This is a genomic window from Chryseobacterium sp. CCNWLW53 (assembly GCF_037083525.1).
GTDB lineage: Bacteria > Bacteroidota > Bacteroidia > Flavobacteriales > Weeksellaceae > Chryseobacterium > Chryseobacterium lathyri.
Genome location: NZ_JBAOJR010000002.1, coordinates 296,324 through 322,579, shown reverse-complemented (window position 1 = coordinate 322,579; position 26,256 = coordinate 296,324). Strand labels below are relative to the sequence as shown.

The window sequence follows — 26,256 nt, the reverse complement described above, 5'->3', positions numbered from 1 at the left end:
CTAATGCAACGGCTAATAGTATGTACCAGGTATTCCAATTTTTAAGTGGTTTGTTCATCAGTTTTTCTGTGCAGATAAAAAGTTAAAAAATAAACGTGCCGCCCCCACATTTCCCGCAGGTAGCTGTCTGAAAAATGCCAACGGTGTGTAGATAAAATTACCCTTCCCATATTTGGCATATAAAGTTGATCCCTGCAGTGGCTCTTCATCTGTGTCGTGCATTTCAAAAAGCGGTTCATACGCTGCATCCCATTGAGCAGGGAAATAGGCGCCGCGCTCCTGCACCCAGCCTTTAAAATCATCCGCAGTAATTTTGTTCGGAAAGTTCAGTAATTTATGATTTGGATTTAAAAATGTAACCGCTGCATTTTCTTCGGTAACACGCTTATTGGCAATACTGAAATTGTACATCCCCAATTTGTCAACGGTTGTATCCTGGTTGGTGTTATACTGCATCACCAAATTACCTCCGGCTTTTGCATAAGACCATAAAAAAGGCATCCAGCGACTCAACTTTTTCTCTGTATTATTGGCACGAACGCCAAGTACGATGGCATCATATTGCGATAGCTTGTTTTGACTGCCGTTTCCAGCAAATTCACCTAAGTTGCCATAAAAATCTTCGTCTTTCAAAACATCTACCTGAATACCTGCAATGCGTAGGAACTCAGGAATGAAATCGCCCGCACCTTCTATGTAACCCACTTTTTGAACCTTAGCCTGAATATCGCCCTTCATTACGATGGCAGTTGCAGGTGAAAAATATTGTAAGGAAGGTAAATGCGGGTACTGAATTAATATTTGCTTTTTATTATAAGTGACTCCATCTGCAACAAAATTGGCATCTAATTGCAAACGAGATGAATGTATTGCGGCAAGCTTAGTTTTTGGAATAACGTAATCAATGGTAGCATCTTTTCCATTGAGCGAACTTACATCAGCACCGCCTAATCGTTCTCCGTTATACATCAGGTTTACTTTACCGTTACTGTACTGTCTGTTAGAATTAACCTTAACATTTAAACTCAAATGTAAATCTTCATTTTCCTTAACCTGATAAAGGGGTTGTGTAAATTTCAGTTCCAATGCAGGAACAATGCGCAATGCTTCGACTACATCACCACGCACCGGGTCTAATTTCTTGAAAGATAAAGGAAGTTTAACCTGAAACTTTTCCGAACCGATTCTTAAACCAAGCAAAACATTCAGTGGCGATTCTGCCTCTGGCAAACCGATTAAAGTATCATTCGGAACAGAGAAAGTTGCTGCGTTCGTGGGAGATTTTGCCAACCAGTAAGGTTCTGTGAGTGCTGCATCTGCAGGAATCTGTATGTCATGCTGAATGGTAATTAAAGAATCTTTTGATAGTTTTCTGTTGAAGCTTTCTGATTGACTTAACCATTTTACATTGTCTAAAATGACAGGATTTTCAGCTCTTGAAATCAAATTTAACCTGAAATTGTAATTGTCTCCGGCAACAGCTTCAGCCTGATTGGTCACTACCTCGCCCATAAATCCGGCACAGCTTAAAATGATATTGTCAAGAGATTTAATTTTATCCCTTTTTAGGTCTCCATCCTGAAGAGCCACAACCTTTTTTCGTAAAGCAAGCAAAGCAGATAAGCTGAGATCAGGTTGATTAAAATTAAAAGAGGAAATAATTTTATCTAATGATTGGTCAATATCAGCGCTTCCTTGTGAAGTCCAGGTTTTAGCCACTCCGTCAAAGAGTGTTGCTTTTGCAGGCTCGCCAATAACGTGGGCAAAATATTCAGTTCTGATACCGGCTACAGACTGTGTCCCCGCACCCTGGCTTTTATGTAAACTTCTGCTTAATCCTGCCAATTCACCATAGCCCATGCCCAGTTGCGCATCATATTGCCCAACGGTAACTTTCAATTGATTTTCAGCTGTCGTATTGACCCCACCAAAGCGGAAAGTATTCCACAATACGCGTTTTGGTTGCCATGCATTAACATATTTTAGTTGATCTGGGAAAGCCGTTTTATCGCCTGCCAGCTTAAAAGCTTTTTCCGCAACCACGGCCGAAGCTGCATGTTGTCCGTGGCCTGCCGCAGCATTAGGAGGAAAACGACAAATGATAACATCAGGACGGAATTTACGGATTACCCAAACTACATCCGCTGTAATGCTATCTGCATCCCATTGTTTAAAGGTGTCGGTCGTATTTTTAGAGAACCCGAAATCAATTGCCCGGGTAAAAAACTGTTGGGCACCGTCTAACTTTCTTGCCTCTAAAAGCTCATGCGTTCTGATTAAACCCAATGCAGCACCCTGCTCAGTGCCCAATAAATTCTGACCACCATCACCTCTGGTTAAAGACAAATAGCCCGTTTCTACATTTTGATCGTTGATTAGCCAGGAAAGTAATCCTGTGTTTTCATCATCAGGATGAGCCGCAAGATATAAAACTTTAGGCAGCTGTTTAAGGGTTTTGAGTTCACGGTAAATTTCAGATGATTTGGAAGGCCGAACCTGCTGGGCCGAACAAAAAACCGTATAAAAGCCAAGAATACATACAGTGCTTACTTTTTTGAACATTTAGATTTGCTTTGCGAGCAAATATAAGTAAATCGTTTCTTTCAACCTTAAAAGAATTATGCTCTGAATTTCACAAAAAAACTTTTTAAATTTTATTAAACCACAAAAGGCACAAAAGATTTTAGACACTTAAGTTTATTTTAGTGACAAACTAAATGTTGAGAAGAGCACTTAAGTTTTAAAAAATCAAAGATTTTTATTATTCCCGTTGATGTCGCAGATTGAGCAAATTTTTCACTCATAAGAATTCTGAGATCTTTTGGAAATGATCGGATCAAACCTTATAGGTTTTTAGAGCTTATGCATATTAAAAACCTATAAGGTTTAATCCCTTCATAAAATCAGCGTCATCTGCAAAATCAGCGAGAGAAAAACATCCACAAACATCCGTGAAATTTGTGGAATCTGTGGGGAATTCTTTTAATCAAGACTCCAAGGATCGACGAAGGTAAAAGGAACCAAAGGCTTGATAATCACGTATACATTTTTTTCAAATAAAATTTAAACAGGTATTTATGTTTTTCTAATCGTATTCCGAGTAAGATAGATATAATTAAACATGCAAAATGTGGCTACCGCCCCAAAAGTATGCCATAAAAAGTGTGTTCCGAAACTCAACCATTCCCGTTTATCAATGATGCGGAAAGTGAGTGCGAGCGCAAACGATAATAAAGCAAAGCCTACCCATTTGCCAGCTTTCCATTGGGTATAAATTAAATAACGTAACACCGAAAAAAGTACAAATGAAGCCATGATTGCATAATTTACGTTGATAAAAAGAGAAGTGTTATCTGTCAAAATCCAATTTCTCAAGCCCAACATAAGTACCAGATATGCAAGAACCATTACAACAGCATAGTACCATCTGGTGCTCTGAGCTACAAAATAAAATCCGGCAGACAGACAGAGCAGCATAATGGGCATCCAATCCATCATGATAAATACCGGCCATTGTCTGAATGCATGGTAAACAGTTCCCCCTATGGCACCAATATATAACAACATTAAGCAGTATGTTAAAAAAGGATATTCTTTAAAATTACCCTTCATTTTAAGGGTCCAAAAAATAGCTATGGCTAAAAATAACAGAGCAGTTATTGCATTGAATGGCTCAGGGAAAAACTGGGTCATATCTGTTTCTTTATATAACATGCCTCCGTCCGGAGGTATTGGGTTTATTGGCATTCTCTTTTTTTATATTATATTTATATACCTGTTCTAAATATAGAAAAATTATGGTATTAAATAGACTGGCAAAACTCTATACAATGGACGCTCAAAAAACAGGCACGAAAATCTCGTACCATACTTTTGGATTATAATATAAACTGAAATATGAGAATTGCAATAATCGGCGCTCACAAAGTCGGTAAAACTACATTGGCAGAAGAACTTCTGGAGAACCTTCCCGGGTATACCCTTGAAATAGAACCCTACTACCAGATGGAGTCTTCAGGGTATGAATTTTCAGAAGAACCTCATCCTGACGATTTTCTTGAACAGTTTAATTATTCAGCCAAACTGGTCTTCAAAAGCGGAGATGATGTCATATTTGACAGATGTGTCATTGATATCTTAGCTTATCTTCATGTTCTTGATTCAGGTCGAAATATCCAGTTTCTCTTTGAAAAAGTTCAAACCATCATCGATGAAATTGATGTTTTTGTTTTTGCCCCTATTGAAGAACCCGATCTGATATCCAAACATCAAATAGAGCTGCCAAAACTCAGGCATAAGGTTAATGAGTTACTTTATGACTGGATTGAGGATCTTGGAATAAAGGTCATTAAAGTAAGCGGAACTTCATCGAACCGAAAAGATCAGGTGCTGACCGGAATTTTATCCTAGGATCTGAGGTGGGTAACTTCTGTAAGGCTTTAAAAAGGTTACAGGTTTGAATTCTGGCATTATGCTCAACTTTCTTATCCTGAATTGGTATCAGCCATCTCCTTTTCTCTCCTTCTTTGAAGAATAAGGTGTGCGGCATCCAGCATTTTAACCGTATGGATGTAGGGCATAACGATATTCCTTTCCGGTAGATTTTCATAGACGCCCATGGAGAAATAAACGATTCCGGACATAAAATAATCATATTCTTTGATGCTGTACTCTCTGAATGCTTTTTTGAAAACCAGCAGAGGATTCCGGTATTCCTTCTCCGAAAGCAAACCAAGAACCCACGGGGAAATCTTCTCCGGCCGGGTATCAACAGTCCATGTCCTTTCCTTCAGCATGATGAGATACCCTGCCCGGATCAACGACCTCATCGACTGGTAAAACTCAAAGATGACCGCCGGATCTTCATTGATCCAACTATTCCTCTTTACCGCATAATTCATAATGTTGCTGAGCCTTTCTTTGGAAACATCCAGCTCATTAAACTGAAAGAAAGTTTCCATAAGCTGCAACCCTGAGTGTTTTTTATCTGCCCGAAACCGGGTATTGAATTTTGTTCTGCTCTTTTTCATTGTTTGTATTTTTTTATAAATGTAATAAAAAATTGCAAACATTCGGATTTGAGTCCGAGATTTTTATAAGAATATGTAATTTATTTGTTTCTATGACAGAAGCAAATAGAAAAATTGTTGAATTTATAAGGGATGAATGGGTTATCCCTATGAACAATAACAGCAAATTTGCAGTAGATCATAATATAGATGAAAAGACAGTTCGAAGAATAAAGGATGATAAAGATTATCAAATTGCTCTTCTTACAATAATGCGAATTTGCCATGCTAGAAATTTGACTCTTTCCAGCTTTTTCAAGATGATTGGAATATAGATTACGAAAACAATATAATTAATAAATCCTGACGAGAGTTGGGATTTTTTTGTGTCGAAATTTTCGAAATCTTTAAGAAAATCCGTAAAAATACTGATTGAAAATTTTAAGAGGGTTTTTATTTTTGGTGTTTACGGAAATCCGTAATTATTTTCAAGTTATTACATATATTTTAGACTTATTAAAATTTAACACATGTGGGCAGATAATGAAACATCCGAAGATTTATTAGGATTTAAGGTACATGCAGATTTATTAATAGACGTGATTAATGACAAAAACGTTTTACCAATTACAATAGGAGTTTTTGGAGATTGGGGAAGTGGAAAATCAAGTGTCTTACAAATAATTAAAAATGAATTCGAGAGTGATGAAAACAAGGAATCACTATGTATATATTTCAATGGTTGGACATTTGAAGGCTATGATGATGCAAAAGCAGCATTATTAAATTCTATTCTTAAAGAAATAGATGGTAATAAAAAATTGTCCGCCGAGGTCAAAGATATCGTTAAAAATAAAGCTAAAAAACTTTGGAAATCTATTGATTGGATGAGAGGAGCAGGTATGTTATTGAAAAATGTTGCTCTTCCTGCTGTTTCAGCTTATTTTACTGGGGGGATTAGTTTAATTCCTTATGCTATTCAAAAAATATCTGAATGGAGTGACGATCCACAGAAAATCATTGAAAAATTACAATCAGATGAAGGTAAAAAATTATATGAATCTTTTTTGAAAGAGAGTAAGGATGAAAGCGAAAAACAAATTAATGCAGTGGCAGAGTTCCGTAATGATTTTTCTGAATTACTAGAATCTACCAACTTCAAAAGACTTATAGTAATTGTTGATGATTTAGATAGATGTACCCCTGAAAGAATTATTGAAAACTTGGAAGCAATAAAGTTATTTTTAAATGTTCCCAAAACAGCGTTTATTATTGGTGCTGATCCACGAATAGTGAAACATGCAATAGAGCATAAATATAAAAATAATAAAGAAATAGAAGAAGATAATAATAGAATCGTTATTGATTATTTAGAAAAACTCATTCAATTGCCATACTCTTTACCTCGACTTTCTGATTCGGAAGTTGAGACATACATTTCAATGCTTGTTTGTAAAAAAGAATTAGAAGAAACTCAGTTTAACAAAGTTTTGGATGGATTCAAACAATTTAGAGAGAAAAACAAATATTCTTCTTTTGGATTATCAAATTTTGAAAGTATTTTAAGTCCAGATGACTTTCAAAAAATAAAATCAAACATTATAACAATTCCATCTCTAGTACCTTTAATAACTAGTAGTTTGTATGGCAATCCACGTCAAATTAAGCGATTTTTAAATACCTACACAATTAGAAAGAGATTGGCAAAAGTTGCGTCTATTGAGAACTTTCAGGATGCAATTCTAGCAAAACTCATGATTTTAGAATACTCTGAGCCCAAACTTTTTAAGCAACTTTTTATTTGGCAGGCAGATAAAGAGGGAACTCCTGAAGAGATCAGCGAAATTGAAGGCATCTGCAAGGATAAGGATTTAAACAAACTACTGATCGAACTAGCAGACTCAAAATTTAAAGATTGGAATAGACCCAAAATAATAAATTGGCTTCAAGTAGAACCTTCATTACAAAGTGTTGATTTAAGGGACTATTTCTGGATAGCACGGGATAAATTGAATGATTCAATATCAGCTTCAAGTCTGATTCCTCCAATTGTAAAGGCACTCTTCAATGAGCTTCAACCCGATCAGATGACATCAACAGTAACAAGGAAAATAATAGAAGATAAGTTTAAGGAATTAAATGATGCTGAAAAAGAAACATTCTTCAATTTATTATCCGCCACTTTAAAGCGTAATCCTATTTCTAAAAGGAATTATGAAATATTCAATGAGTTAATAGAATTAAAAATAGAAAATGCGCCTTATCATTACATAGAATCACTAAAAGTTATAAATGATTTAGATATAGATGCATCTATAGGATTAAGACTAAAAAATTATAAATCACATCCAAATATGGGTGACTTTTTATCTGATTATTTTAAAGATAAGAAGTCTAAAGCAGCAAAAGCATTTAATTTAAAATAATATGGGAACATCTAAATCTTTTTCTGATGTTAAACACTCTATGGTTCCTAACTGGAAAAACTTGAGTTCTTCTTTAACATCAAATTGTAATGGATCAACATTATCTACCGAAAAAAAACAAACAATTATGAACAACTTTGTCTCTTCTTTAGGAGGATCCGCTATAGGAGGACGAGGAGGATCAAAGGTGGGAGGACAAAGTGGTATCAAAACAGTAAAGAAAATTGGAGGCTTTCTCTCAAAATTTGTTAGTTCAAATAATAATATTCGAGAGGCACTTACTTTTATAGGAATTACTAATCTTGATAACAAAAGTGTTAACGATATTATAAATCATCTAATTGAATATTGTTCAACTGATTCAAGTTCAATTGATGATATTGCAGCGAAAGAAGCTACTAGACTATTAATGGAAGAGTTAATAGGTCAAGCAAATTCCATAGATGAAGTAGAAACTCTTTTGTCAGAAAAATTTGAATCTAGTTCTTTAGAAGATATTATAATTGGATATTTTGGAAATTATATCAACGAACTTTTATCAAAATGGTTTTATGAGAATTTAATTAAAAATAAAAATGAAAATGATTGTAACAGTCTTTTTTCACAAATTAAGAGTTTCATCAAGGAAAGAGTTTTAGATATGCATAGAACAAATCCATTACAAAATGTTGATTGGGCATCAAATGATGCCGATACACTAATAAAAAATATTCAACAAGATGTATTAACTGTTTTTGAATAATTATTATGAAAGTAACAATACAATTCGACCCAGCGCAAGAAGGAAAATTTTCTAATATAAAACTTTGTTTCATAGAAAATGGCATAGAAAGAAAGGTTCCTTTAACTTTTCTTAAATCTGAAAATGTTTTCGATTTTAATGTAGATTTTACTACACTACGTTTCGACTTTTTTCTAATTTCTACATTAGTATATGGTGTGGATAATTTATTTAATAGAGAAAAATATTCTAATGATGGTTGGACAAGAGATTTAGAGGTTGATTTTCCTGTCCATAATCTTAGTACTTGGCAAGGAAAGGAAATAAAACTAAAGAAAATCTTAGATTTTTTAACTGGGGATTATTGGACTATAAATTTTGTCCAAAACTCACATGAGGAATATTATTTCCCACGCCAAAGAAGAAGAAAAATTCCAGTTTACGAGAAAAATTCCATAAAATCAGCAAGTCTTTTTTCAGGAGGTTTAGACTCTTTAATAGGAGTAATTGACGAACTTGAGAAATTAAATCCAAATGAAAGAATTTTATTGGTTTCCCATTTTGATTATAAATCTTCAGGTCCAAATGGAGACCAGAAAAGGTTATTAAATTATCTACAACGAAATTATCCAAATAAATTTTATTGGGTACAATCCAAATTAGCTCTTAGTAGAAAAGATGATAATGGCAATAATATATTTATTGAAAATAATTACAGAAGTCGATCTTTATTTTTTATTGGTTTAGGAATATACTTATCACCAATTAACACTTTAATAATTCCTGAAAATGGAACAATTTCTATTAACTATCCCTTAACCCCTTCTAGGGTTAGCTCTTTGAGTACTAGAACAACGCATCCATTTGTTTTAAAGAACTTACAAGAATTATTATTGGAAATAGGATTACCAATACAGTTAGAAAATCCATATTCATTCTCTACAAAAGGAGAAATGATTGAAAACTGTTCAAACCCAAGAGCTCTGCAGTCAAGTTTTAGTTTATCCGTTTCCTGTGGTAAAAGAGGAAGAAAGCAACATTGGGCTATAAAAACAGGAACTGAGCAATGTGGAAAATGTATGCCTTGTATATACAGAAGGGCTGCTTTAAATAAAATAAATCTAGATAATGAAATCTTTGGGAATGATATCTTACAACAATCTTCATTAACTAATGATTTACCGGCATTATTTAGTTATTTAAATCGAGACATTTCATTAGAAAAAATGAAAAGAGACATATTAATTAACGGCAATATAGATATTGATAATCTGGAAAATTATGCACAAATGGTTTTAAGGTCAAAAGACGAAGTTCTACAATTATTTAGAGATAAAGGTAATAACTTTACCAAATCTAAATTAGGACTTTTATGATTATAGACACCCATTGTCATATTGATTTATACCAAACCCCAGAAAAGGTATTACAAGAATGTATAGATACTAATATGATGGTAATTTCAATGACAAATCTGCCTAGCCATTTTGAAATGGGATATCCACATTTTAGAAACTTAAAAAAGATTAGATTAGCTTTAGGAATGCATCCATTATATGCAGAGGTCCATAAAAAAGAATTTGGATTATTCTTAAAAAATCTTTCTATGACATCCTATATAGGAGAAGTTGGGCTAGATTTTTCAAAAGAGGGATATGCCACGAAGAATATACAAATTGAATCTTTTACTAAAATATTGGAAAACATTTCAGGAAAGAAGAAAATTTTAAGTATACATTCAAGAGGTGCAGAAAAAGAAGTTCTTGAACTTTTAAAAAAGCACAATATAAAGTTTGCTATATTTCACTGGTACTCTGGGTCTTTAAAGCTTATTGATGAGATTGTTAATGAAGGATATTATTTCTCAATTAATCCAGCAATGATTAAATCTGAAAAAGGAAGGAAAATTATCGAAAAAATACCTATTACTAATCTATTAACAGAAACAGATGGTCCATTCACTAATATCAATGGAAATATATTAAGGCCTATAGATGTCATTAATGTAAATAAGTATTTTTCAAACGTATGGGGTAAAACCATTTTTGAAGTTGAAAAGATAATTTCATTAAACTTTCGAGAACTATTAAAGAGCATAAAATAATAGAATTTTAATCCCAATTAATTCGATAGTAGGGGTTAAAATCTATTATCCTGCTCCCTGCTCTCCAAAGTCTCCTGACTTTGGAGCAAGTTTAAAGGAAAGGATTTTATTTACTAGCTCAAAGTTGGGAAACTTTGTACAGCAGAGATAGTCCAATATTCTATATTATGCCTTTTAAATCAGAAACAGATGCTAAATAACAATTATATTAACTCGGATTTTGCTGAATATATCAATAGATATTGTGAAGGTATTATTCATTTTAAAGATCAATTAAAAAAAGTTTCTCTTTTTTTTGAATTATCCGAAGCATTCTCAAATCATGCCTGTAGACTTCATATAGATGTGGAATTTTTTGATTTTGAAGCCTTGACTGATAAAGATAAAAGAAGTGCACATAAATTTTTCTATAATTATGGAAATGCTACAGGTCATAAATTTGTGTCATTCATTTACAAATCTCAACGCGAATATCATACAGATATTGAGGAAATAAAGTCCTTTATCTATCATTATGAAATGTCCCAAAATCTTTTTAAAGGGTTTATAAAAAATATTCTACCTGAAAATTGCGGCTTGGAAGTAGCTCCTTTAGAAAAAGAACCTTTCTTTAATTATTTCGATAGCTTCTTGATGAAATCAAAATATTCAAAAGAAAATAATGAATATTCTTTTTGGAAAGATTATTTAAATATTACAAAAAGAGAGTTTGAGTTTGATTGTTATTATCACGAAAGTTTAATTCAAGCATCAACCAAAGAATTAACCAATATAGACAATACCATATCTGATAAAGAATTATTTGATGAAAATGCTTGTAACATTGTAGATATTAGAAGATTTATTGTGGAAAATAAAGTTCCATTTTCTATTGGTTACTCAACAAGCGTAATAGACAATATTAAAATTGACACTTCCATATTGAAAGAAAAAATGAAGATGTATACTCCTAATTCTTATTCAAGTATAAACCCCACTACCATAATTAATTTGATTGAAAACAAAGAGCAAAAATTATTACTAAGAAAACAGTTACTTCAGACAAAATGTAATGCTTTAGGGATTCAAATAGGAGATTATGTTTATTTCGAAGATGAATATCAAAATGAAAAATTCTTTACAGGAATAATAAAAGAAATTGATTTGTCATACAATAATGAACTCGAAATCAAATCTAATATGCTCAAAAAAGATTTATCAGAAAGCAAATTACCCCTTAAAACAACAAGAGAAAAAAACATTGTTTATTTTTTAAAGACAGAAATATTCGAAGAAGAGAAAGGCAAAATTTCACTTACTAAAGAATCTTTGATTCGGTTATTTCAAACTAAAGGAGTAAAAAATGTATTATCCAAAATGAAAAAGAAGAAATGATTAAAGTTCCCCGCTCTCTGAAGTCTCCTGACTCTCAAACAAGTTTAAAGGAAATACTCTTATTTACCAGCTCAAAGTCGGGAGACCTTCCACAGCAGAGCCCAATATTTTAAAAATGATGATTGACAATCATTTACGGAATGCAGAATTGGTTTGTGATTTATCCTAAACAAAATATAGGGATATCCATATTGACAAACACCGGTTTTAATGAAACAGGAGAAATTTTAGAAAAAGTAGTTGATCACTTGTATGATGACATCAAAGCAAACTAAAGATCAACTATGTTAACTTCGATTGTCTCGAATGCTTAAAATTAAATTGCAAGAAGTTCACCTACAAGAAAATTATCTGATAAGAAACAGGTTTATAATTCTTGTTTAATTTGACTCAGACGGATTAAATCATCTATAAAATGTTTGAAGATACGCTCGTCGAGATCACTAAAAGCCAAATGGGGCTACTTATTAAGACAAGTGGCCCCATTTTTATTTGTTTCGATAGCACTATTTACCGGATTAATGTCTTTTTACAGTCTTTAAGAAATCACCCCTTTGCAGCCAGATTCTTTTTAATTTTCATCATTAAAAAATCCGGAGTTACGCGTGGAATATTAGACAGGAACCAATTCATAAAACCGACAATTTTCTTACCTTTTCCATGTAAAAGAAGTTTTACACCTTCTTTTGCAACTACCTCGGGTTTAACGGGTTTATTGCTTTTCATCATATTGGCTTGTAACATTTCTTCATTGTAGAAGCCTGTATCAATCGGCCCGGGACATAATGCTGTTACAACTACGCCCGTTCCTTCCAGTTCGGAAGCGAGGGTTTCGGTAAAAGCCAGAACAAAAGTTTTCGTTGCAGAATACACCGAATAATAAGGGAATGGCAAGAATGCCATCAGAGATGAGATATTCATAATCCTGCCTGATTTTCTGGCCACCATATCTTTGACAAACAATTTGTTAAGTGCCACGAGACTGGAAATATTCAAATCGATCATTTTTAATTCTTCTTCCAATGATGTTTTTGTAAATTCTCCGTAAGTTCCTACGCCAGCATTATTAACCAATCCGGTTACAAACAGATTTCTGTCCTGAACTTCACGGTATAGTGCAACGGCATTTTCAACAACAGACAAATCTTTGACGATATATTCCACGGAAATTCCATATGTAGCGGTGAGTTCTGATGCAAGTTTCTTGAGCTTATCTTCGCTTCGGGCTACCAAAATCAGATCTTTCTTTAATTCAGCTAACTGAACGGCCATATGGTAACCTATTCCGGATGATGCGCCTGTTATTAAAATATATTCTTTCATTTTTATTCAATTTTAATATTCTTCTTTGTTTTCAATGTCCAGACTTGGAGGAATCAGTTTGTACATTACCGGCGTAACAATTCTGGAGAGAATCGTTGAGCTGATAAGTCCGCCAATCAATACGATGGCTAATGGAGCGATCAAAGGATTGGAGTTTAAAGCCAAAGGAATTAAACCGCAAATCGCCGTGATGGAAGTTAAAACTACAGGAAGAAAACGCGTTTCACCCGCAATAGCAATGGCCTCATCAATCGAATGGCCTTCCAATCTCAACTGGTTGGTAAAATCTACCAGCAACAGAGAATTTTTAACCTGAATTCCGGACAGTCCGATAAATCCAATGATTGCCACTAATGACATCGGGCTTCCATCAATCAGTAACAAAATGACACCGCCCAAAATCCCCAATGGAATAATCGACAATACAATGATAATTCCTTTAAAAGTTTTGAACTGAAGCAACAGCACCGCAATGAAAAGAAAAGTGCTTAAGATAATGACAGAAATGAAGTTTCCTCCTAACGCATCACCTTCTGATTCTTTTTCTCCTGACAGTTTATAATAGTAGCCTTTTGGCATTTTCAGCTGATCCAATTGAGGAATAATGTCAACCAATAAATCATTGGCATAATATCCTTTTCCAGACATCGCCGAAACTTTTGCAAATCTTGATTTATTGAAATGGTTGATTGCCGTAGGAGATGTTTCAAATGAAACGGCAGCAATCTCATTGAGCGCAATTGGTACCCCTTGCACATTATTGACATACAGATTTTTCAGGGCGTCCAGATTAGAAAATTTTTCTCTCGGTAAAGTCAGCGTTACTGTTCTTGCATCGCCGCGGTCGTCGATGTAGTCTCCCACCGGCAATCCGGCTACGGCAAGACGAATGACTTTATCCACCTCACTCGTCATCACTCCTAGAGTTCTCGCTTTTTCCTTGTTGATTTTTACTTTAACATCGGTTTTGTAGGTGTTTAGTTCATTGTTGATGTACACCGTTCCTTCTTGTTTTCTCAAAATATTTTCTACCTGAGAAGAAAGTTGTCTCAAAACAGCAGGATCTTCTCCAAATAAGCGCACGACAATATTGGCTTCAATCGGGGTTCCCTGTTCAAAATCTTTTACCTCAACTTTGGCGTAAGGCATTGTTTTGAATTTTTCCCTTAAAGTTTCAATCAAAGCAGTCTTCGTTTCAGGTTTTGCTTCGTCATCCAGCTGCACAAAGATCTGCGCAAAATCAGGCTTTCTGTCCTGTGGATGCACATTGTAGTAAATCTGTGGATTTCCTTTTCCTACATTGGAAGTGTAAAAGGTTATTTCTTGATGCTTTTTTAATTCTGATTCAACGATCCTGGCAACACGGTCACTCTCTGAAATATTAGACTGAAGCGGTGTTTTGATATTGATCAGAAACATCGGTTTTTCTGAAGTCGGGAACAATTTAAAACCTGTTAAACTGAATAATCCAAATGCCAAAACACTTAATGCCATTGAAATCCCGATTGTTATTTTGGGATATTTCAATGCTTTCGGCATAATTCCTTTGTAACTGTTGGTCAGAAATTTCTGAAGATACTGTAGGAAAATATTTCCACCTTCGTGGTCGTGGGTCTTCAGGAATCGACTGCCTAAAAATGGAACAAGGGTTAGCGCAACCAGCATGGACGCCAAAACACTGGTAATTACCGCCACGGGTAGACTTCGTATAAATTCCCCTGCGATATCAGGAAGGAATGCCAATGGTAAAAATGCAATGATCAATGTTGCCGTACATCCTACAACCGCCAAACCGATCTGTTTGGTTCCTTTAAGAACCGCATCTTTTTTAGAATGCCCTTCACGTAACCAGCGCTCTATATTTTCCACAACCACAATACTGTCATCAACCAATAATCCCAATGCTACAACCAATCCCACGATGCTCAACTGATTCAGTGAAAATCCTAATGCATTCATCGCAATTAAACCTAATGCCAACGAAAGCGGAATTGAAATCATTACAATAACAGATGCTCTTGAACCTAAAGGCAGCAATGTAATGATAACCAAAACAATGGCCAATCCGAAGTCAAAACCTAAATGCCCCAGACGCTGGGAAACCATATCAGCCTGGTCGAAGTTTTTGATCAACTTAATATTTTCAGGAAGATCTTTTGAGAATTCTTCCAAAATAGGAGCAAATTGTTTCTGAACATCGGTAATATTCACATTATCCTTCATTCCGGCACTTACAAGAATGCAACGATGGCCGTTGATTCGGGTGATATGGTCAACGGTCTGCGATTTGTAACCAACCTCGGCAACGTCTTTCATATAGACAATCTTACCATTGGCATTATAAATGACGGTGTTGGCAACATCCTGCTCATTTTTGAATTTACCGCTGGTTTTAACATTGAACACCTTGGTTCCCATATTGATACTTCCTCCGGGGATATCGGCTGCCTCACTCTGCAAACTTCCCATCACAACATTTAAGGGTATTCTCAGTTGTGCAAGCTTATCCAGTTTAAGATCAACCCTAATCTCCTGCTCTGGCATTCCTGAATAGATGACATTTTTAAGATTCGTGATCTTTTCAAGTTTTGTTTTAAGCTTATCTGCCTCATCTCGAAGTTTTTTCTCGGAAGCACTCTCAGAAACCAGGGCAACCTGCAGAATTTTCACATCAGAAGATGATATTTTTTCTGTTTTGATCTGATAAATATCTTTCGGAAGCTCACTGTTTTTTAAGGCATTAATCTCAGTTGAAATTTCCTGATACTTATTATCGACATCGACACCATATTTAAATTTAACCTGAAAAGCGGCAACGCCGTCTTCTACAGTCGTCAGTATTTTATCAATATTTTCCAGCCCGTAGATTTTATTTTCGATGGGCTTTACCACCTGCTCTTCCATATCTTTCGGGCTTGTTCCGGGATAAATCACGGTGATCAGATATTGTGGCGGATGCGTGGATGGATCTTCGGATCTTGGCATTGTGAAGAGCGTTAAGAAACCGACCACCGCAACAAGAAGAAATATGATCAGCGTAAACTGATAATTTTTAACGGCAAAATTTGTAATCTTCATCGTTTCTTAATTAATAATTTTAATGATTGATTGCTCATTCAGATAAGCACTGTTGGAGATCACAATTTTATTGTTCTTTTGAAGTCCGTCCTTTACAAAAACTTTATCATTTTCAAATCTGGCAATCGTAATAGGTCTTTTCTTCACTTTGTTATTTTCAACCACAAAAACGAAAGCTTTATTCCCGTCAGCTTCAATTAAGGAATTGTAGGGAACCATTATAAAATCTTCCGAATGCTCAGTTTTAATCTCGGCTTTCCCAAACATTCCTACTGCGGGCTTGCTGTCATTCATCGTCAGTTTAAGCTCCACCTGAAAAGAGCCAAGCGCCATATCAGCTGCCTGCGACTTCCTGAAAATAAAGGCATCGAAACTTTTACCGGGATAGCCATCCAATGTAACCACTGCTTTTTGGCCGATCTTTACAGAAGCCCATTCAGTATCGGTAAGTCCTACTTTCAATAGATAATTATTATTGTTGGAAGTCTCATTAATCATGAGAACCGGTGAGCCTGGCCCTACAATCTCACCTTTACCGGCCACTTTTTGGGAAACGAAACCGTCCGCAGCTGCATAAATTTTTGCATATCTGGCATTGAATGCAACCGCATCTTTCTGTTTACGGGCGATATCCAGTCCGGTCTTGGTGTTCTGAACCTGCTCCAAGGTATACACGCTGTCTTTATATAAGTTGGTGGCGCGTCTGTAATCACGTTCGTATTTCTGCACATTTAAATCCGACTGATTGAGGCCTGAACGGATCTCTGTCTCGTCCAAAGTGGCCAGTAGCTGACCTTTTCTGAAAAACTGTCCTTCCTCCACAAAAACTCCATTCACGACTCCTCCTATTTTAAAGGAATAGGTGGTTTCATTTTCTGTGGTTACCAAACCGGAGGCATTAATGTTTGAAGCAAGAGCCAATGATCCTACAGACGCTATTTTTACGGCAATTATATCAGCTGTTTCAAATGGTTTTGACTCTTTTTTTTCTTCTTTGCAGGAAACTGTCAGCAAGATTGAAAGCAGGGATATGGTTATGGTTTTATTCATAATAACTGTGTTGATTTTATTGATTAAGATTGAAAGTGGCATTGGCTCTTTCCAGTTCTGCGAAGGCAATCCATGAATTGTAAAGGGCAATGTTGGTATTGAGCTGTGTGTTGACGACCTGATTTTGGGCATCCAGTAATTCGATATAGATCGCTAAGCCTTCTTTGTATAATTTGGTGACATCATCATTGTATTTTGTAGCGGTCTCTTTCTGTCTACTTTCAGATTCATATTGTTCCAAAGCGGATTTTAAATTATTTTGAGAAACCTGAAACTGGAGTAGCAACTGCTGTTTGGCATTATTGATCTGAGAATCTAATTTTTTACTTTCTTCATCTACCTGTTTCAGTTTGTATTTGTTTTTATTACCGGAAAAAATATTCCATTCCAGGCTCAGACCTGCAAAATAATAGCGTGAAGTCTTATCAACCCTGAAATCAAAATCCTGAAAACCGAGATCTGCGAAGCCGCTTAGTTTTGGAAACCAACTGGATCTTGTCAGCTGATACACATTTCCGTTGATCTCTTTAGCCTGATTCAGCTTCTGCAATTCTTCCCTGTTTCCTGTATTTTCCGAGAGCAATTCTGTCGGAATTTCTATAATTTCATCGGTTTCAATCTCAGTATCCAGCTTCTGATTCAACAGAAAATTAAAGTAAGCCTGGGCATTTTTGCTTGTATTGATGGCGGTTTCGAGATTAGCCTGAATTCTTGTTACTTCATTATCACTTCTCAGTACTGCTGTACGATTGATTTTGTCATTCTTAAAAAGCGCTCTGTTCACTCTCTGATTTTCCTTCACCATCGATAAAGCATTCTGATAAATTCTGATACCTTCTAAAGATTGCAAGTATTTATAGTATGCAATCTTGATATCCTTTACCAATTCGCGCCGGTAAATTTCCAGTTCAATTTTTTGTAAACCCGCTTGCTGTGTTTTAATCTTTTTGTTGTAAATAATCTCATAATTCAAAAGCGGCATTGTCGTATGAAGCTTTATGTCATAGAAATTATTAGGATTAATCAGCACCGACTGATTCTCCAGCGTTGGAAAAGTGTTGGAATTGGTGATCTGATTCAAGGTGCTGTACACAGGATTCATCATATCTCCGATGGGAATATCAATCGTTCTTCCGCCGTCAGCAATCGTGTAATTGGCTACTACTGCAACCGAAGGTGAAAACAGTGACTTAGCTTCCTGTAATGCATACAGGCTTTTATTGACATCAAAATTTCTTTGTTTGATAACTTCATTATTTTCAAGACCGATTTCGATGTATCGATCAAGGTTAGTTTGGGAATATGTGATGCATCCTAAACAAATCAGTAATAACATTGACAGTTTTTTCATTTAAATACATTGTTTATAATTTGAACATTGTTCATTTTTTAGACAAAAAAATTTATAGCTTTTCCAGCATTTTCAAAAATTCGTTATACCCTTCAGCCATAATGGTGTCCGGACTGCTGAACTTCACTCCTTTTGTTCTCTGACGAATTTCCAGACAGCACATACCGTGCACAAGACTCCAGATCAAAAAAGATAATGCTTCTGAGTTATGCTCCTTAAAATAACCTTCATGCATACAATCTTCCACGGTCTTTTTAACATACCCAAAAGTCTCATTTCCTTCTGACCACAGCTGATTTTTCTGCGTTTCAAGATAATCCATTGGTGCTCTCAGGTTGAACATAAGATCATACATCTCAGAATTTTCCATCGCAAACTTCATGTAGACAAATCCCATTTTTCGAAGCCTCAATAAAGGATCTTCTTCACTAACTAAATCTCTGAAATATCCACCCAATTCCTGAAATCCTATGGAATGCAGATCATGAAAAATAGCATTCTTATCTTTAAAATAAACATAAACAGTACCTACACTATAATTTATTTCATCAGCAATATTTCTAATGGTGGTATATTCTATTCCTTTTTCCACAAAAAGTCTTTTTGCACCATTAAGAATGAGTAATCTTAAAGCTTCCTTTTCTTTTTGTTTTCTTTCACTTATGCTCATAAAATAATTTTACTATGCAAAGATATAATTATTTTTTGAACGTTGTTCATTTTTAATTATACTTATCGGTATTTTTGTTTGTCTTATTAAATTTAAATATCTAAAAAGTGTGTCAAAATAAAGCTCTATATTCCCTGTAAATAACTATTTACTTGAATTGAGTTAAATAGAAATTACTGGATAAAAAAAGCTTTGTAATTCTTGTTTTATTTGGATCAAACGAACCAAATCATGAATAAAAGTGTTTGAAGATACGCTCGTATTGGTCACTAAAAGCCAAATGGCGCTACTTATTAAGACAAGTGGCGCCATTTTTATTTATTTTGATAACACTATTTGCTATGCAATAACATACCCATATCTTCAGTTCTTTCAATATTTTTAAAAACCAAACATACCACCGGAAACGCTTATTTGCTCTCCTGTAATCCAGGCTGCATCATCAGAAGCCAAAAATACGGCAGCTTTCGCAATATCTTCCGGCTGACCTCTACGGCCAAGTGGTGTATTGGCAACAAACATTTTTTCATAATCACTGCCTTTGGTAACACCAGCACTAATGGCACCTTCTGTTTCTGTAGCGCCTGGCAAAATAGAATTAATACGAACGTTTTTTATACCCAGTTCTTTCGACAAAGAAATCGTTATCGCATCTAATGCTGCTTTTGTTGAAGAATATAACGATACTCCCGCCATTGGCGATTTGCTTGCACCCGAACTGATATTAATGATATTGCCACCTTTATCTCCAAACAGTTTTAAAGATGCTTGGATAGTCAATACAGAACCCAAAACATTGACGTTGAAATGCTTATGAAAAGCTTCTGCCGATACCTGTTCGATAGGTAAAAATTGTTGAAACACCGCGTTGTTTACCAAAATATCTAAGGTTCCGAAAGTTTTTTTAGTTTCTTCAAACAACCTGTTCACATCATCTTCATTAGATACATCGGCCTGTACTGCAATGGCTATGCCTCCATGATCTGTTATCTCCTTTACTACACTATCCGCTGCTTCTTTACTTGAAGCATAATTTACAACGACCTTTGCGCCTTCATGGGCAAAGTACTTTGCGATTGAAGCACCTATTCCTTTTGCTGCACCAGTTACTACTGCTACTTTATTTTTTAATTTACTCATTACTTTTTATTACTTTTTTGTCTGTTAATATTCTTCATATTCTCGTTTTGAAGCTTGTACAAAGATGCAACCCTGTGATGAAGCGTTGGTTGACATACATCATTAAATAAGCTTGATATGGGTCAAGTCAGGTTGATGATCCAAATCAAATTAAGCTCATAACCAATTGTAATACTGTAAATTAAAATATTATTAAAAACACCCGGGAAACAAAACCAGTCAAGATCAAAACGGCATAAAATCCTTTTTAGCCTTATTTTTTATTCGAGCAAAATATTTTTTAAAGTAGGGAATTTGCTGAGAAAACAAATTGAAAAACCAAGTAATAGGATTTGATCAATGATGAATTGAGAATTGCTATATTTTACAGGACTTCCTAGCTGATTATTATGAAAAGTTCTCCTTCAGGGAAAAAGCTGATGTATAATCTTTAATTTTATTAGCCGGCATTCGTCATGAATTATACAGTTAACATAAAAAGAAATTATTTTAAAAAGTTTTTCTTTATCCTGCTCAAAGTTTCTGGCGATAAACCCAGGTATGAAGCGATCATGTTCTGCGGAAACCGTTGCAGGAAATGAGGATAACTTCTGATCAGTTCTTCATAACGTTCTTCAGCCGTATAGCTATTTGAGGCCAGCATTCTTTTTTGAGCTGCAATAGCGTAATTTTGATTGATTACATTCGTCATCGCTGAAAAGGCGGGAATATGCTTTAGAAACTGTTCAATTTCAGCATGAGTTGACTGTAGTATCTCAAGTGGCTCCAGTGCTTCAATATTAAAACGGCTTGGAGTCAACAGAAAAAAGCTTTCAAAATCGGCCAGCCACCAATTTTCCACAGATAGTTTCAGTATGTGTTCATGCCCCTTATCATCTACCGCAAAGGTTCTGGCAGATCCTTTCACAATAAACCCAATGTATTTGCATACGTCTCCTTCCTGTAAAAAATACTGTCTTTTTCGAAGTTTTTTGGATTTGAAATGGGCCATCAACAAACGCTTATCGTCTTCTGAAAGCTGTTTGCCTGATGTTTTTTCTATGTAATCGAAAAACACTGGAAAATCAGACATCGTTTAAATAATTTATTGCAATTTACTTAAACTATCCGATAAACTAAAAGATAAGTATTCTAAAGTTTGAGGTACACTATCATAAATTTACAAGTAATAAATGTCATTTAATACCTTCAAAATCTTATCTATAGCTGTTAATAAAAGATTTGAATAGAGCCCGGTTATCAGCATGGAGAAATGCCTTGGTTTTGCGGACAAAAGCCTAAAAAACTTGGCGTAGAAAATTTAAATAAGGAAAATGCAGGAGATAGCCCACTTGCAGCCAATAAATTTGATAAAGTTTGTATAAAGGAACTTCTTGTCAATGAAAAATCAAAATTGAAGTACAGTTTGTAAAATTATTTTTCACAACGATGTATCAAAAGTCTATTGAATTAAATCCGGATCATGAAAATGGACAACAAATGCTGTTGAACATTGAAAAAGAATAAACAATAAAACAGAAGATACTAAAAAATCAGTCATTGATGTAATAAAACTTACTTGTGGATCGTCTTTATATTGAAATAGATAACCAGGAATAAAAATGAAAAAAATACATCTAGTCCTAATGCTGTCTTTAACCTTGAATATTTTTGCACAAAATGTAAAGGATAAAATAAAATCATTCGAAGACAATATGCTCAGTTGGGATAAATCGAAAACTAAGAAATGGACTTTAAAAGACAGGATGGCTTTCTATAATATGAATGCAGTAAGCATCGCAGTCATTAAAAATTACAAAGTAGAATGGGCTAAAGCTTATGGTTATGCAGATGTTGCTGAAAACAGACCAGCGAGCGTTCACACATTATTTCAGGCTGCATCTATCAGCAAATCCATTAATAGCTTAGGACAATTAAAGTTGGTTGAACAAGGAAAATTAAACTTGGATGATGACATCAATAATTATTTGAAAAGCTGGAAATTCCCATACGATTCGGTTTCAAAAGGAAAAAAAATTTCTATTGCAAACCTCTTAAGTCATAAAGCAGGTTTGTCTGTTCATGGTTTCGGAGGCTATCAAAGAGGAAAAGAACTCCCTACAATAATACAAATTCTTGATGGACTGAAACCATCAAATTCCATTGCGGTTCGGTCTGTGTTTGAGCCCAACCTTAAATTCCAGTATTCGGGTGGAGGAACAACCATTTCACAGTTAATCCTTGAAAATACAACAGGAGAAAAGTATGAAGATTATATGTTGAAAAATGTTTTGAAGCCATTAGGAATGAATGAAAGTTCTTATAATCAGCCTCCCTCTCCAGATAAAGAATTATTACTTGCAACAGCTTATAATAACGGAAAAGAGGTAAATGGAAAATATCATATTTATCCCGAAAAAGCCGCAGCCGGTTTATGGACCAATCCCAGTGATCTGGCAAAATATATCATCGAAACACAATTGTCATTATTAGGCAAATCAAATAATATTTTGTCCAAAGAAATGTCTGTAAGGAGAATTGAGAATAATTACGGTGTATTTCTAAGTGATTTCAAAGGCACAAAATATTTTGCACACAGCGGAGGGAATGAAGGGTTTGTATGCTACTATATTGGAAGTGTTGAAGATGGAAACGGTTTAGCAGTAATGACTAATGGTAATAATTTTAAGCTGATAGAAGAAATCCTTTTAAGCATTGCCAGTTTAAACCAATGGAAAAACTACCCTATCGAGCCACAAAAGGAATCTATTGGCTTAACCATCAGAAAAGAATGCTTGAAAAATATTGATAAAGGAATTGCATTATATAAAGACCTTAAGAAAAACAAACCAAATGACTACAATTTCTCCAACGAAAATGAATTGAATGAACTTGGTTATGAGTTTCTAAAAGATAATCAATTAGACGCAGCGCTTAAGATTTTTGATTTAAATGTCTATGAATTTCCAAAATCAGGAAATGTCTATGACAGTCGAGGCGAAGCTTATTTTAACAAAAAAGAATATGCATTATCAAAAAGCGATTATCAGAAATCATTAGAATTAGATCCCATCAATAATAATGCGAAGGAAATGATTTTGAAAATCAATCAAATTTTTTCCACCAAAAATTAAAATGAATCAATTATCGATAAAAGTTTGAAGATAATCTGTCTTGATCATATACAGCTAAACGGCACCACTTCTCTTAAAGTGGCGCCGTTTTTATTCTTTGGGATATCAGATTAATACTTTTTAAATATTCAGATAAGCATTCTGCTTAAGAAATATCTCTATTTCAGAATTTTCTATCTTAGGATTTGCACCGGAGTAACTCGCTACCAAGGCACCGACAGCGCTTGCAAAATTTAAAGCATCAACAGGATTTTGATCGGACAGCAATTTCGCAATAAGGCTTGCCAAAAAAGAATCACCTGCACCTACCGTATCTGCCACTTTTACAGGATAACCTTCGTGTCTATAAAACTGATCATTCCATAGTAAAATAGATCCGTGTTTTCCTAAAGTTACACATATCGCTTTAGTGTTTGTTTTTTCTGATATGAATTTTATATTGGATTCAAGATCATCGGATTCAAAGCCCATTCCGGCAGCAATTTCCAGTATTTCCTCATCATTAAATTTAATAAAGTCTGCCCTGTTCATAAGCTTTTCAAGAAGCTGAATATTGTAAAAGGGTTTTCTTAGATTCACATCGAAAACTTTAAACATTTTATCGTTGGAATCCAATATGGAGAAAAGTGTTTTTTGGGAAACCTCATTTCTGCAGGCAAGGCTTCCATAGAAAAAGACATCAGCTTCTTTTACGGTATTCATTATTTTTTCGTCAACACTGATAAAATCCCAGGCAGAAGGAAACTTGATCTCATACGTGGCAGAGCCGCGCTCATTTAAAGAGACCTGAACAATTCCTGTTTCATATTCCGGAGAAACAATAATTCCGGCGGTTTCAAGAGTATTTTCCTTGCCATAATCCAGAATTACTTTTCCGTCTTCATCATTTCCTACTGCACTGATCATTGTTACCGGAAATCCATACGAAGCTGTTCTGAGAGCCAGATTAAGAGGAGCTCCCCCGATTTTTTTCTCTTCTCCAAAAACGTCGAAAAGTACTTCTCCAAAACTTATTACATTAATTTTCTTATTGATAAACATTAATTGGATTTTTGATATTGATATTACTGAATGAACTCTCTGAAGAGCTAAAAATACTCCATTTTTTATTAATAGATAAGATACTCCGAACCGGAATTCATTCCATAATCCGCAATTCTGTTTTTGAATATCGTTTTCATTAGCATTTTGTTTTAGTATCCGTTATTTTGTTTGTACAGTCCCTGGCTGAAATTGATCTGCGCCAAAGGAATCGGACAGTATTCTTCAATTCCATGGTCAAACCCCGCCTGCGAATAGTAAGATCTTTTAGTTTTTTCGACAGAATAATAGCTGTTCATCGTTCCTGCTGTAACGCCCCATCTTACGAGGTCAAAGAAACGGCTTCCTTCCATGGCAAACTCCATTCTTCTCTCCCATCGCAACGCTTTTCTTGCAAAATCCTGATTCCACGTACAGTTCACTCCCGGCTCATATTTGCTGATCAGGTTGTTGGTGGTATAACTTCCTGTAAGCACTGTACTATTGGCAGCCCGCTGCCTCACCTGATTGATCAGTGGTAAAGCATCGTTATATTGTCCAAGCTCTATCAGCGCTTCGGCTTTCATCAGCAAAACATCAGAATATCTTATGATGATTCTGTTTTTGGAATTTCCGTAGAAAGGGTCTACATTCACGGTACAGCCACATCCTACAGGTACATTTTCCTTTAATGAAGAATAATACCCGTAAGTCCCGGGACTTCTGCTCCAGCTTTCCTGAAAGATTTTATTTTCGTCGTATTTCCAAGGCAGTCCGGGCAAGGCAACGGTGTGGTATAATCTGGGATCTACCTTGTAACTGTTCAGCTGGTTGTAATTCAGATCAACATCGTTAAAAGTATCAAACATCGGTAGCCCCTGCGGTGTCGTTTTGAATGCGTTCACCAGATTCTGGCTTGGCTTATGAAAATCACAGCATCCCAAACCTTGTGGTACAGAAAGCATATCTCCGAAATTGAGCCTTCCGAAAAGCGTACCGTCATTATCAGAATATTGAATGGAAAAGATTGCCTCCGGGCCGTTTTCGTGTGTTCCCGGCAGGAAATTGTACCCGAAATCCGGTTCCAATATATAATTTCCGATCACCTGATTGGCAGCATCAATAGATTTCTGAAGGGTGATAGGATTTACCTGCGTTACTGTATAGTTATCATCCTGCTCATACGCCTGATACAGCCTTACTTTAGCAAGATAAGCATAGGCAGCGCTTTTCTTTGGTCTTCCCACTTCCGACTGTGTTGCAGGCAGATTAGCGGCTGCAAATTCAAAATTAGAAGCAATAGCTTCCCATAACTGCTGGTCTGTCTTTGCCCTGTTTGAGATTTTCGGATACTCATCAAGCGGTGTATTTTCATCTACATAAGGCACATATTTAAATAATGTTTTCAGTAAAAAGTAGTAATGTCCTCTTACGAAGCTCATTTCGGCAATCCGCTTTTGCTTGTTCGGATATTCGGAATCTGAAAGTTGCTTAAGTGCGGCAATTGCTTTGTTACATCTGGAAATCCCTACATAATTGAGATACCATAATCTGTCTAACTCACCAAAATCCGAACGGACGTTATTTGAAATTTCAAAAAAGTGGAATGTCTGGATATCATTGGTTCCGCTTCCTCCCTTGTACGCATCATCAGAACGAACGTTCCCATAGGGCCAAAGGCTGAAAGGGGTATCATAATGGTCGTTTCCAAGAGATGCATAGGCTGCAACCACAAAACCATCCACATTCTGAGGCGTTACCACGTCGGCTTCCGACAGGACACCTCTCGGCTCATTGTCCAGAAAATCGTTGCAGGAAGTAGTTCCCAGCAAAAAAGCAAAAGCTATTGTTAAAAGTATATTCTTTTTCATTTTTTA

General features: G+C 35.3%; 20 protein-coding genes. 8 read left to right on the top strand and 12 right to left on the bottom strand.

Translation table 11 applies throughout. The features are described from left to right. Window positions 1–57: 57 nt before the first annotated feature. Both V6R96_RS06435 and V6R96_RS06430 read right to left on the bottom strand, forming a co-directional pair. Window positions 58–2,562 carry a PIG-L family deacetylase gene (locus V6R96_RS06435; protein ID WP_336378380.1) on the bottom strand — a complete coding sequence of 835 codons (2,505 nt, stop codon included), beginning with the start codon at window positions 2,560–2,562 and terminating at the stop codon, window positions 58–60. A gap of 513 nt (window positions 2,563–3,075) precedes the next feature. Then, window positions 3,076–3,747 (bottom strand): hypothetical protein, encoded by a 672-nt coding sequence (locus tag V6R96_RS06430; protein WP_336378379.1) that lies wholly within the window; start codon window positions 3,745–3,747, stop codon window positions 3,076–3,078. 150 nt (window positions 3,748–3,897) lie between these two features. Here V6R96_RS06430 and V6R96_RS06425 point away from each other — a divergent pair, with 150 nt between their 5' ends. After that, window positions 3,898–4,410, top strand: coding sequence for an AAA family ATPase (locus V6R96_RS06425; protein ID WP_336378378.1), 513 nt, complete (start codon window positions 3,898–3,900; stop codon window positions 4,408–4,410). 74 nt (window positions 4,411–4,484) lie between these two features. On the opposite strand, the gene V6R96_RS06420 is transcribed toward V6R96_RS06425, so the two are convergent. Continuing rightward, window positions 4,485–5,030, bottom strand: a complete 546-nt coding sequence (locus tag V6R96_RS06420; RefSeq protein ID WP_336378377.1) for a hypothetical protein — start codon at window positions 5,028–5,030, stop codon at window positions 4,485–4,487. 92 nt (window positions 5,031–5,122) lie between these two features. On the opposite strand from V6R96_RS06420, the gene V6R96_RS06415 reads away from it, so the two are divergent. The 6 genes from V6R96_RS06415 to V6R96_RS06390 all read left to right on the top strand — a co-directional run bounded on the left by V6R96_RS06415 (window position 5,123) and on the right by V6R96_RS06390 (window position 11,634). Beyond that, complete coding sequence (locus V6R96_RS06415) at window positions 5,123–5,344, top strand: hypothetical protein (protein WP_336378376.1); 222 nt, start codon at window positions 5,123–5,125, stop codon at window positions 5,342–5,344. 195 nt (window positions 5,345–5,539) lie between these two features. After that, the gene (locus V6R96_RS06410; RefSeq protein ID WP_336378375.1) at window positions 5,540–7,435 is read left to right on the top strand and encodes a P-loop NTPase fold protein; all 1,896 of its coding nucleotides are present in this window, start codon (window positions 5,540–5,542) and stop codon (window positions 7,433–7,435) included. 1 nt (window position 7,436) lies between these two features. Further along, the gene (locus V6R96_RS06405; RefSeq protein ID WP_336378374.1) at window positions 7,437–8,177 is read left to right on the top strand and encodes a hypothetical protein; all 741 of its coding nucleotides are present in this window, start codon (window positions 7,437–7,439) and stop codon (window positions 8,175–8,177) included. 5 nt (window positions 8,178–8,182) lie between these two features. After that, window positions 8,183–9,532 carry a Qat anti-phage system QueC-like protein QatC gene (qatC, locus tag V6R96_RS06400; RefSeq protein WP_336378373.1) on the top strand — a complete coding sequence of 450 codons (1,350 nt, stop codon included), beginning with the start codon at window positions 8,183–8,185 and terminating at the stop codon, window positions 9,530–9,532. Continuing rightward, a complete protein-coding gene (gene qatD / locus V6R96_RS06395; RefSeq protein WP_336378372.1) occupies window positions 9,529–10,260 on the top strand; it encodes a Qat anti-phage system TatD family nuclease QatD in 732 nt (243 codons plus the stop codon). Before qatC ends, qatD begins: the two co-directional genes overlap by 4 nt. Window positions 10,261–10,449: 189 nt before the next feature. Beyond that, window positions 10,450–11,634, top strand: a complete 1,185-nt coding sequence (locus tag V6R96_RS06390; protein WP_336378371.1) for a hypothetical protein — start codon at window positions 10,450–10,452, stop codon at window positions 11,632–11,634. A 546-nt stretch (window positions 11,635–12,180) separates the two neighbouring features. On the opposite strand, the gene V6R96_RS06385 is transcribed toward V6R96_RS06390, so the two are convergent. From V6R96_RS06385 to V6R96_RS06355, 7 genes are all read right to left on the bottom strand, one after another. Continuing rightward, window positions 12,181–12,957: an SDR family oxidoreductase gene (locus V6R96_RS06385; protein ID WP_213279970.1), complete on the bottom strand. Its 777-nt coding sequence runs from the start codon at window positions 12,955–12,957 to the stop codon at window positions 12,181–12,183. Window positions 12,958–12,969: 12 nt separating this feature from the next. Further along, window positions 12,970–16,035: an efflux RND transporter permease subunit gene (locus V6R96_RS06380; protein WP_336378370.1), complete on the bottom strand. Its 3,066-nt coding sequence runs from the start codon at window positions 16,033–16,035 to the stop codon at window positions 12,970–12,972. Between the two features lie 6 nt (window positions 16,036–16,041). Next, window positions 16,042–17,085, bottom strand: a complete 1,044-nt coding sequence (locus V6R96_RS06375; RefSeq protein ID WP_336378369.1) for an efflux RND transporter periplasmic adaptor subunit — start codon at window positions 17,083–17,085, stop codon at window positions 16,042–16,044. 16 nt (window positions 17,086–17,101) lie between these two features. Then, the gene (locus V6R96_RS06370) at window positions 17,102–18,436 is read right to left on the bottom strand and encodes a TolC family protein (protein ID WP_336378368.1); all 1,335 of its coding nucleotides are present in this window, start codon (window positions 18,434–18,436) and stop codon (window positions 17,102–17,104) included. 52 nt (window positions 18,437–18,488) lie between these two features. Beyond that, complete coding sequence (locus V6R96_RS06365; RefSeq protein WP_336378367.1) at window positions 18,489–19,106, bottom strand: TetR/AcrR family transcriptional regulator; 618 nt, start codon at window positions 19,104–19,106, stop codon at window positions 18,489–18,491. Window positions 19,107–19,487: 381 nt separating this feature from the next. Continuing rightward, window positions 19,488–20,246, bottom strand: coding sequence for a glucose 1-dehydrogenase (locus V6R96_RS06360; protein ID WP_336378366.1), 759 nt, complete (start codon window positions 20,244–20,246; stop codon window positions 19,488–19,490). Between the two features lie 484 nt (window positions 20,247–20,730). Next, complete coding sequence (locus V6R96_RS06355) at window positions 20,731–21,318, bottom strand: Crp/Fnr family transcriptional regulator (protein ID WP_336378365.1); 588 nt, start codon at window positions 21,316–21,318, stop codon at window positions 20,731–20,733. Between the two features lie 529 nt (window positions 21,319–21,847). Here V6R96_RS06355 and V6R96_RS06350 point away from each other — a divergent pair. Continuing rightward, entirely contained in the window at window positions 21,848–23,359 is a 1,512-nt protein-coding gene (locus V6R96_RS06350; RefSeq protein WP_336378364.1) for a serine hydrolase, read from the top strand. Window positions 23,360–23,479: 120 nt separating this feature from the next. On the opposite strand, the gene V6R96_RS06345 is transcribed toward V6R96_RS06350, so the two are convergent. Together V6R96_RS06345 and V6R96_RS06340 are read right to left on the bottom strand one after the other, a co-directional pair. After that, entirely contained in the window at window positions 23,480–24,400 is a 921-nt protein-coding gene (locus V6R96_RS06345) for a carbohydrate kinase (RefSeq protein WP_111954657.1), read from the bottom strand. A gap of 152 nt (window positions 24,401–24,552) precedes the next feature. Beyond that, window positions 24,553–26,250: a RagB/SusD family nutrient uptake outer membrane protein gene (locus tag V6R96_RS06340; RefSeq protein WP_336378363.1), complete on the bottom strand. Its 1,698-nt coding sequence runs from the start codon at window positions 26,248–26,250 to the stop codon at window positions 24,553–24,555. Window positions 26,251–26,256: the final 6 nt, after the last annotated feature.

What these genes read in the sequence shown, in the direction of transcription:
- V6R96_RS06435 (WP_336378380.1), bottom strand. Translation starts at nt 2,562, where the DNA reads ATGTTCAAAAAAGTAAGCACTGTATGTATTCTTGGCTTTTATACGGTT.
- V6R96_RS06430 (WP_336378379.1), bottom strand. Translation starts at nt 3,747, where the DNA reads ATGCCAATAAACCCAATACCTCCGGACGGAGGCATGTTATATAAAGAA.
- V6R96_RS06425 (WP_336378378.1), top strand. Translation starts at nt 3,898, where the DNA reads ATGAGAATTGCAATAATCGGCGCTCACAAAGTCGGTAAAACTACATTG.
- V6R96_RS06420 (WP_336378377.1), bottom strand. Translation starts at nt 5,030, where the DNA reads ATGAAAAAGAGCAGAACAAAATTCAATACCCGGTTTCGGGCAGATAAA.
- V6R96_RS06415 (WP_336378376.1), top strand. Translation starts at nt 5,123, where the DNA reads ATGACAGAAGCAAATAGAAAAATTGTTGAATTTATAAGGGATGAATGG.
- V6R96_RS06410 (WP_336378375.1), top strand. Translation starts at nt 5,540, where the DNA reads ATGTGGGCAGATAATGAAACATCCGAAGATTTATTAGGATTTAAGGTA.
- V6R96_RS06405 (WP_336378374.1), top strand. Translation starts at nt 7,437, where the DNA reads ATGGGAACATCTAAATCTTTTTCTGATGTTAAACACTCTATGGTTCCT.
- qatC (WP_336378373.1), top strand. Translation starts at nt 8,183, where the DNA reads ATGAAAGTAACAATACAATTCGACCCAGCGCAAGAAGGAAAATTTTCT.
- qatD (WP_336378372.1), top strand. Translation starts at nt 9,529, where the DNA reads ATGATTATAGACACCCATTGTCATATTGATTTATACCAAACCCCAGAA.
- V6R96_RS06390 (WP_336378371.1), top strand. Translation starts at nt 10,450, where the DNA reads ATGCTAAATAACAATTATATTAACTCGGATTTTGCTGAATATATCAAT.
- V6R96_RS06385 (WP_213279970.1), bottom strand. Translation starts at nt 12,957, where the DNA reads ATGAAAGAATATATTTTAATAACAGGCGCATCATCCGGAATAGGTTAC.
- V6R96_RS06380 (WP_336378370.1), bottom strand. Translation starts at nt 16,035, where the DNA reads ATGAAGATTACAAATTTTGCCGTTAAAAATTATCAGTTTACGCTGATC.
- V6R96_RS06375 (WP_336378369.1), bottom strand. Translation starts at nt 17,085, where the DNA reads ATGAATAAAACCATAACCATATCCCTGCTTTCAATCTTGCTGACAGTT.
- V6R96_RS06370 (WP_336378368.1), bottom strand. Translation starts at nt 18,436, where the DNA reads ATGAAAAAACTGTCAATGTTATTACTGATTTGTTTAGGATGCATCACA.
- V6R96_RS06365 (WP_336378367.1), bottom strand. Translation starts at nt 19,106, where the DNA reads ATGAGCATAAGTGAAAGAAAACAAAAAGAAAAGGAAGCTTTAAGATTA.
- V6R96_RS06360 (WP_336378366.1), bottom strand. Translation starts at nt 20,246, where the DNA reads ATGAGTAAATTAAAAAATAAAGTAGCAGTAGTAACTGGTGCAGCAAAA.
- V6R96_RS06355 (WP_336378365.1), bottom strand. Translation starts at nt 21,318, where the DNA reads ATGTCTGATTTTCCAGTGTTTTTCGATTACATAGAAAAAACATCAGGC.
- V6R96_RS06350 (WP_336378364.1), top strand. Translation starts at nt 21,848, where the DNA reads ATGAAAAAAATACATCTAGTCCTAATGCTGTCTTTAACCTTGAATATT.
- V6R96_RS06345 (WP_111954657.1), bottom strand. Translation starts at nt 24,400, where the DNA reads ATGTTTATCAATAAGAAAATTAATGTAATAAGTTTTGGAGAAGTACTT.
- V6R96_RS06340 (WP_336378363.1), bottom strand. Translation starts at nt 26,250, where the DNA reads ATGAAAAAGAATATACTTTTAACAATAGCTTTTGCTTTTTTGCTGGGA.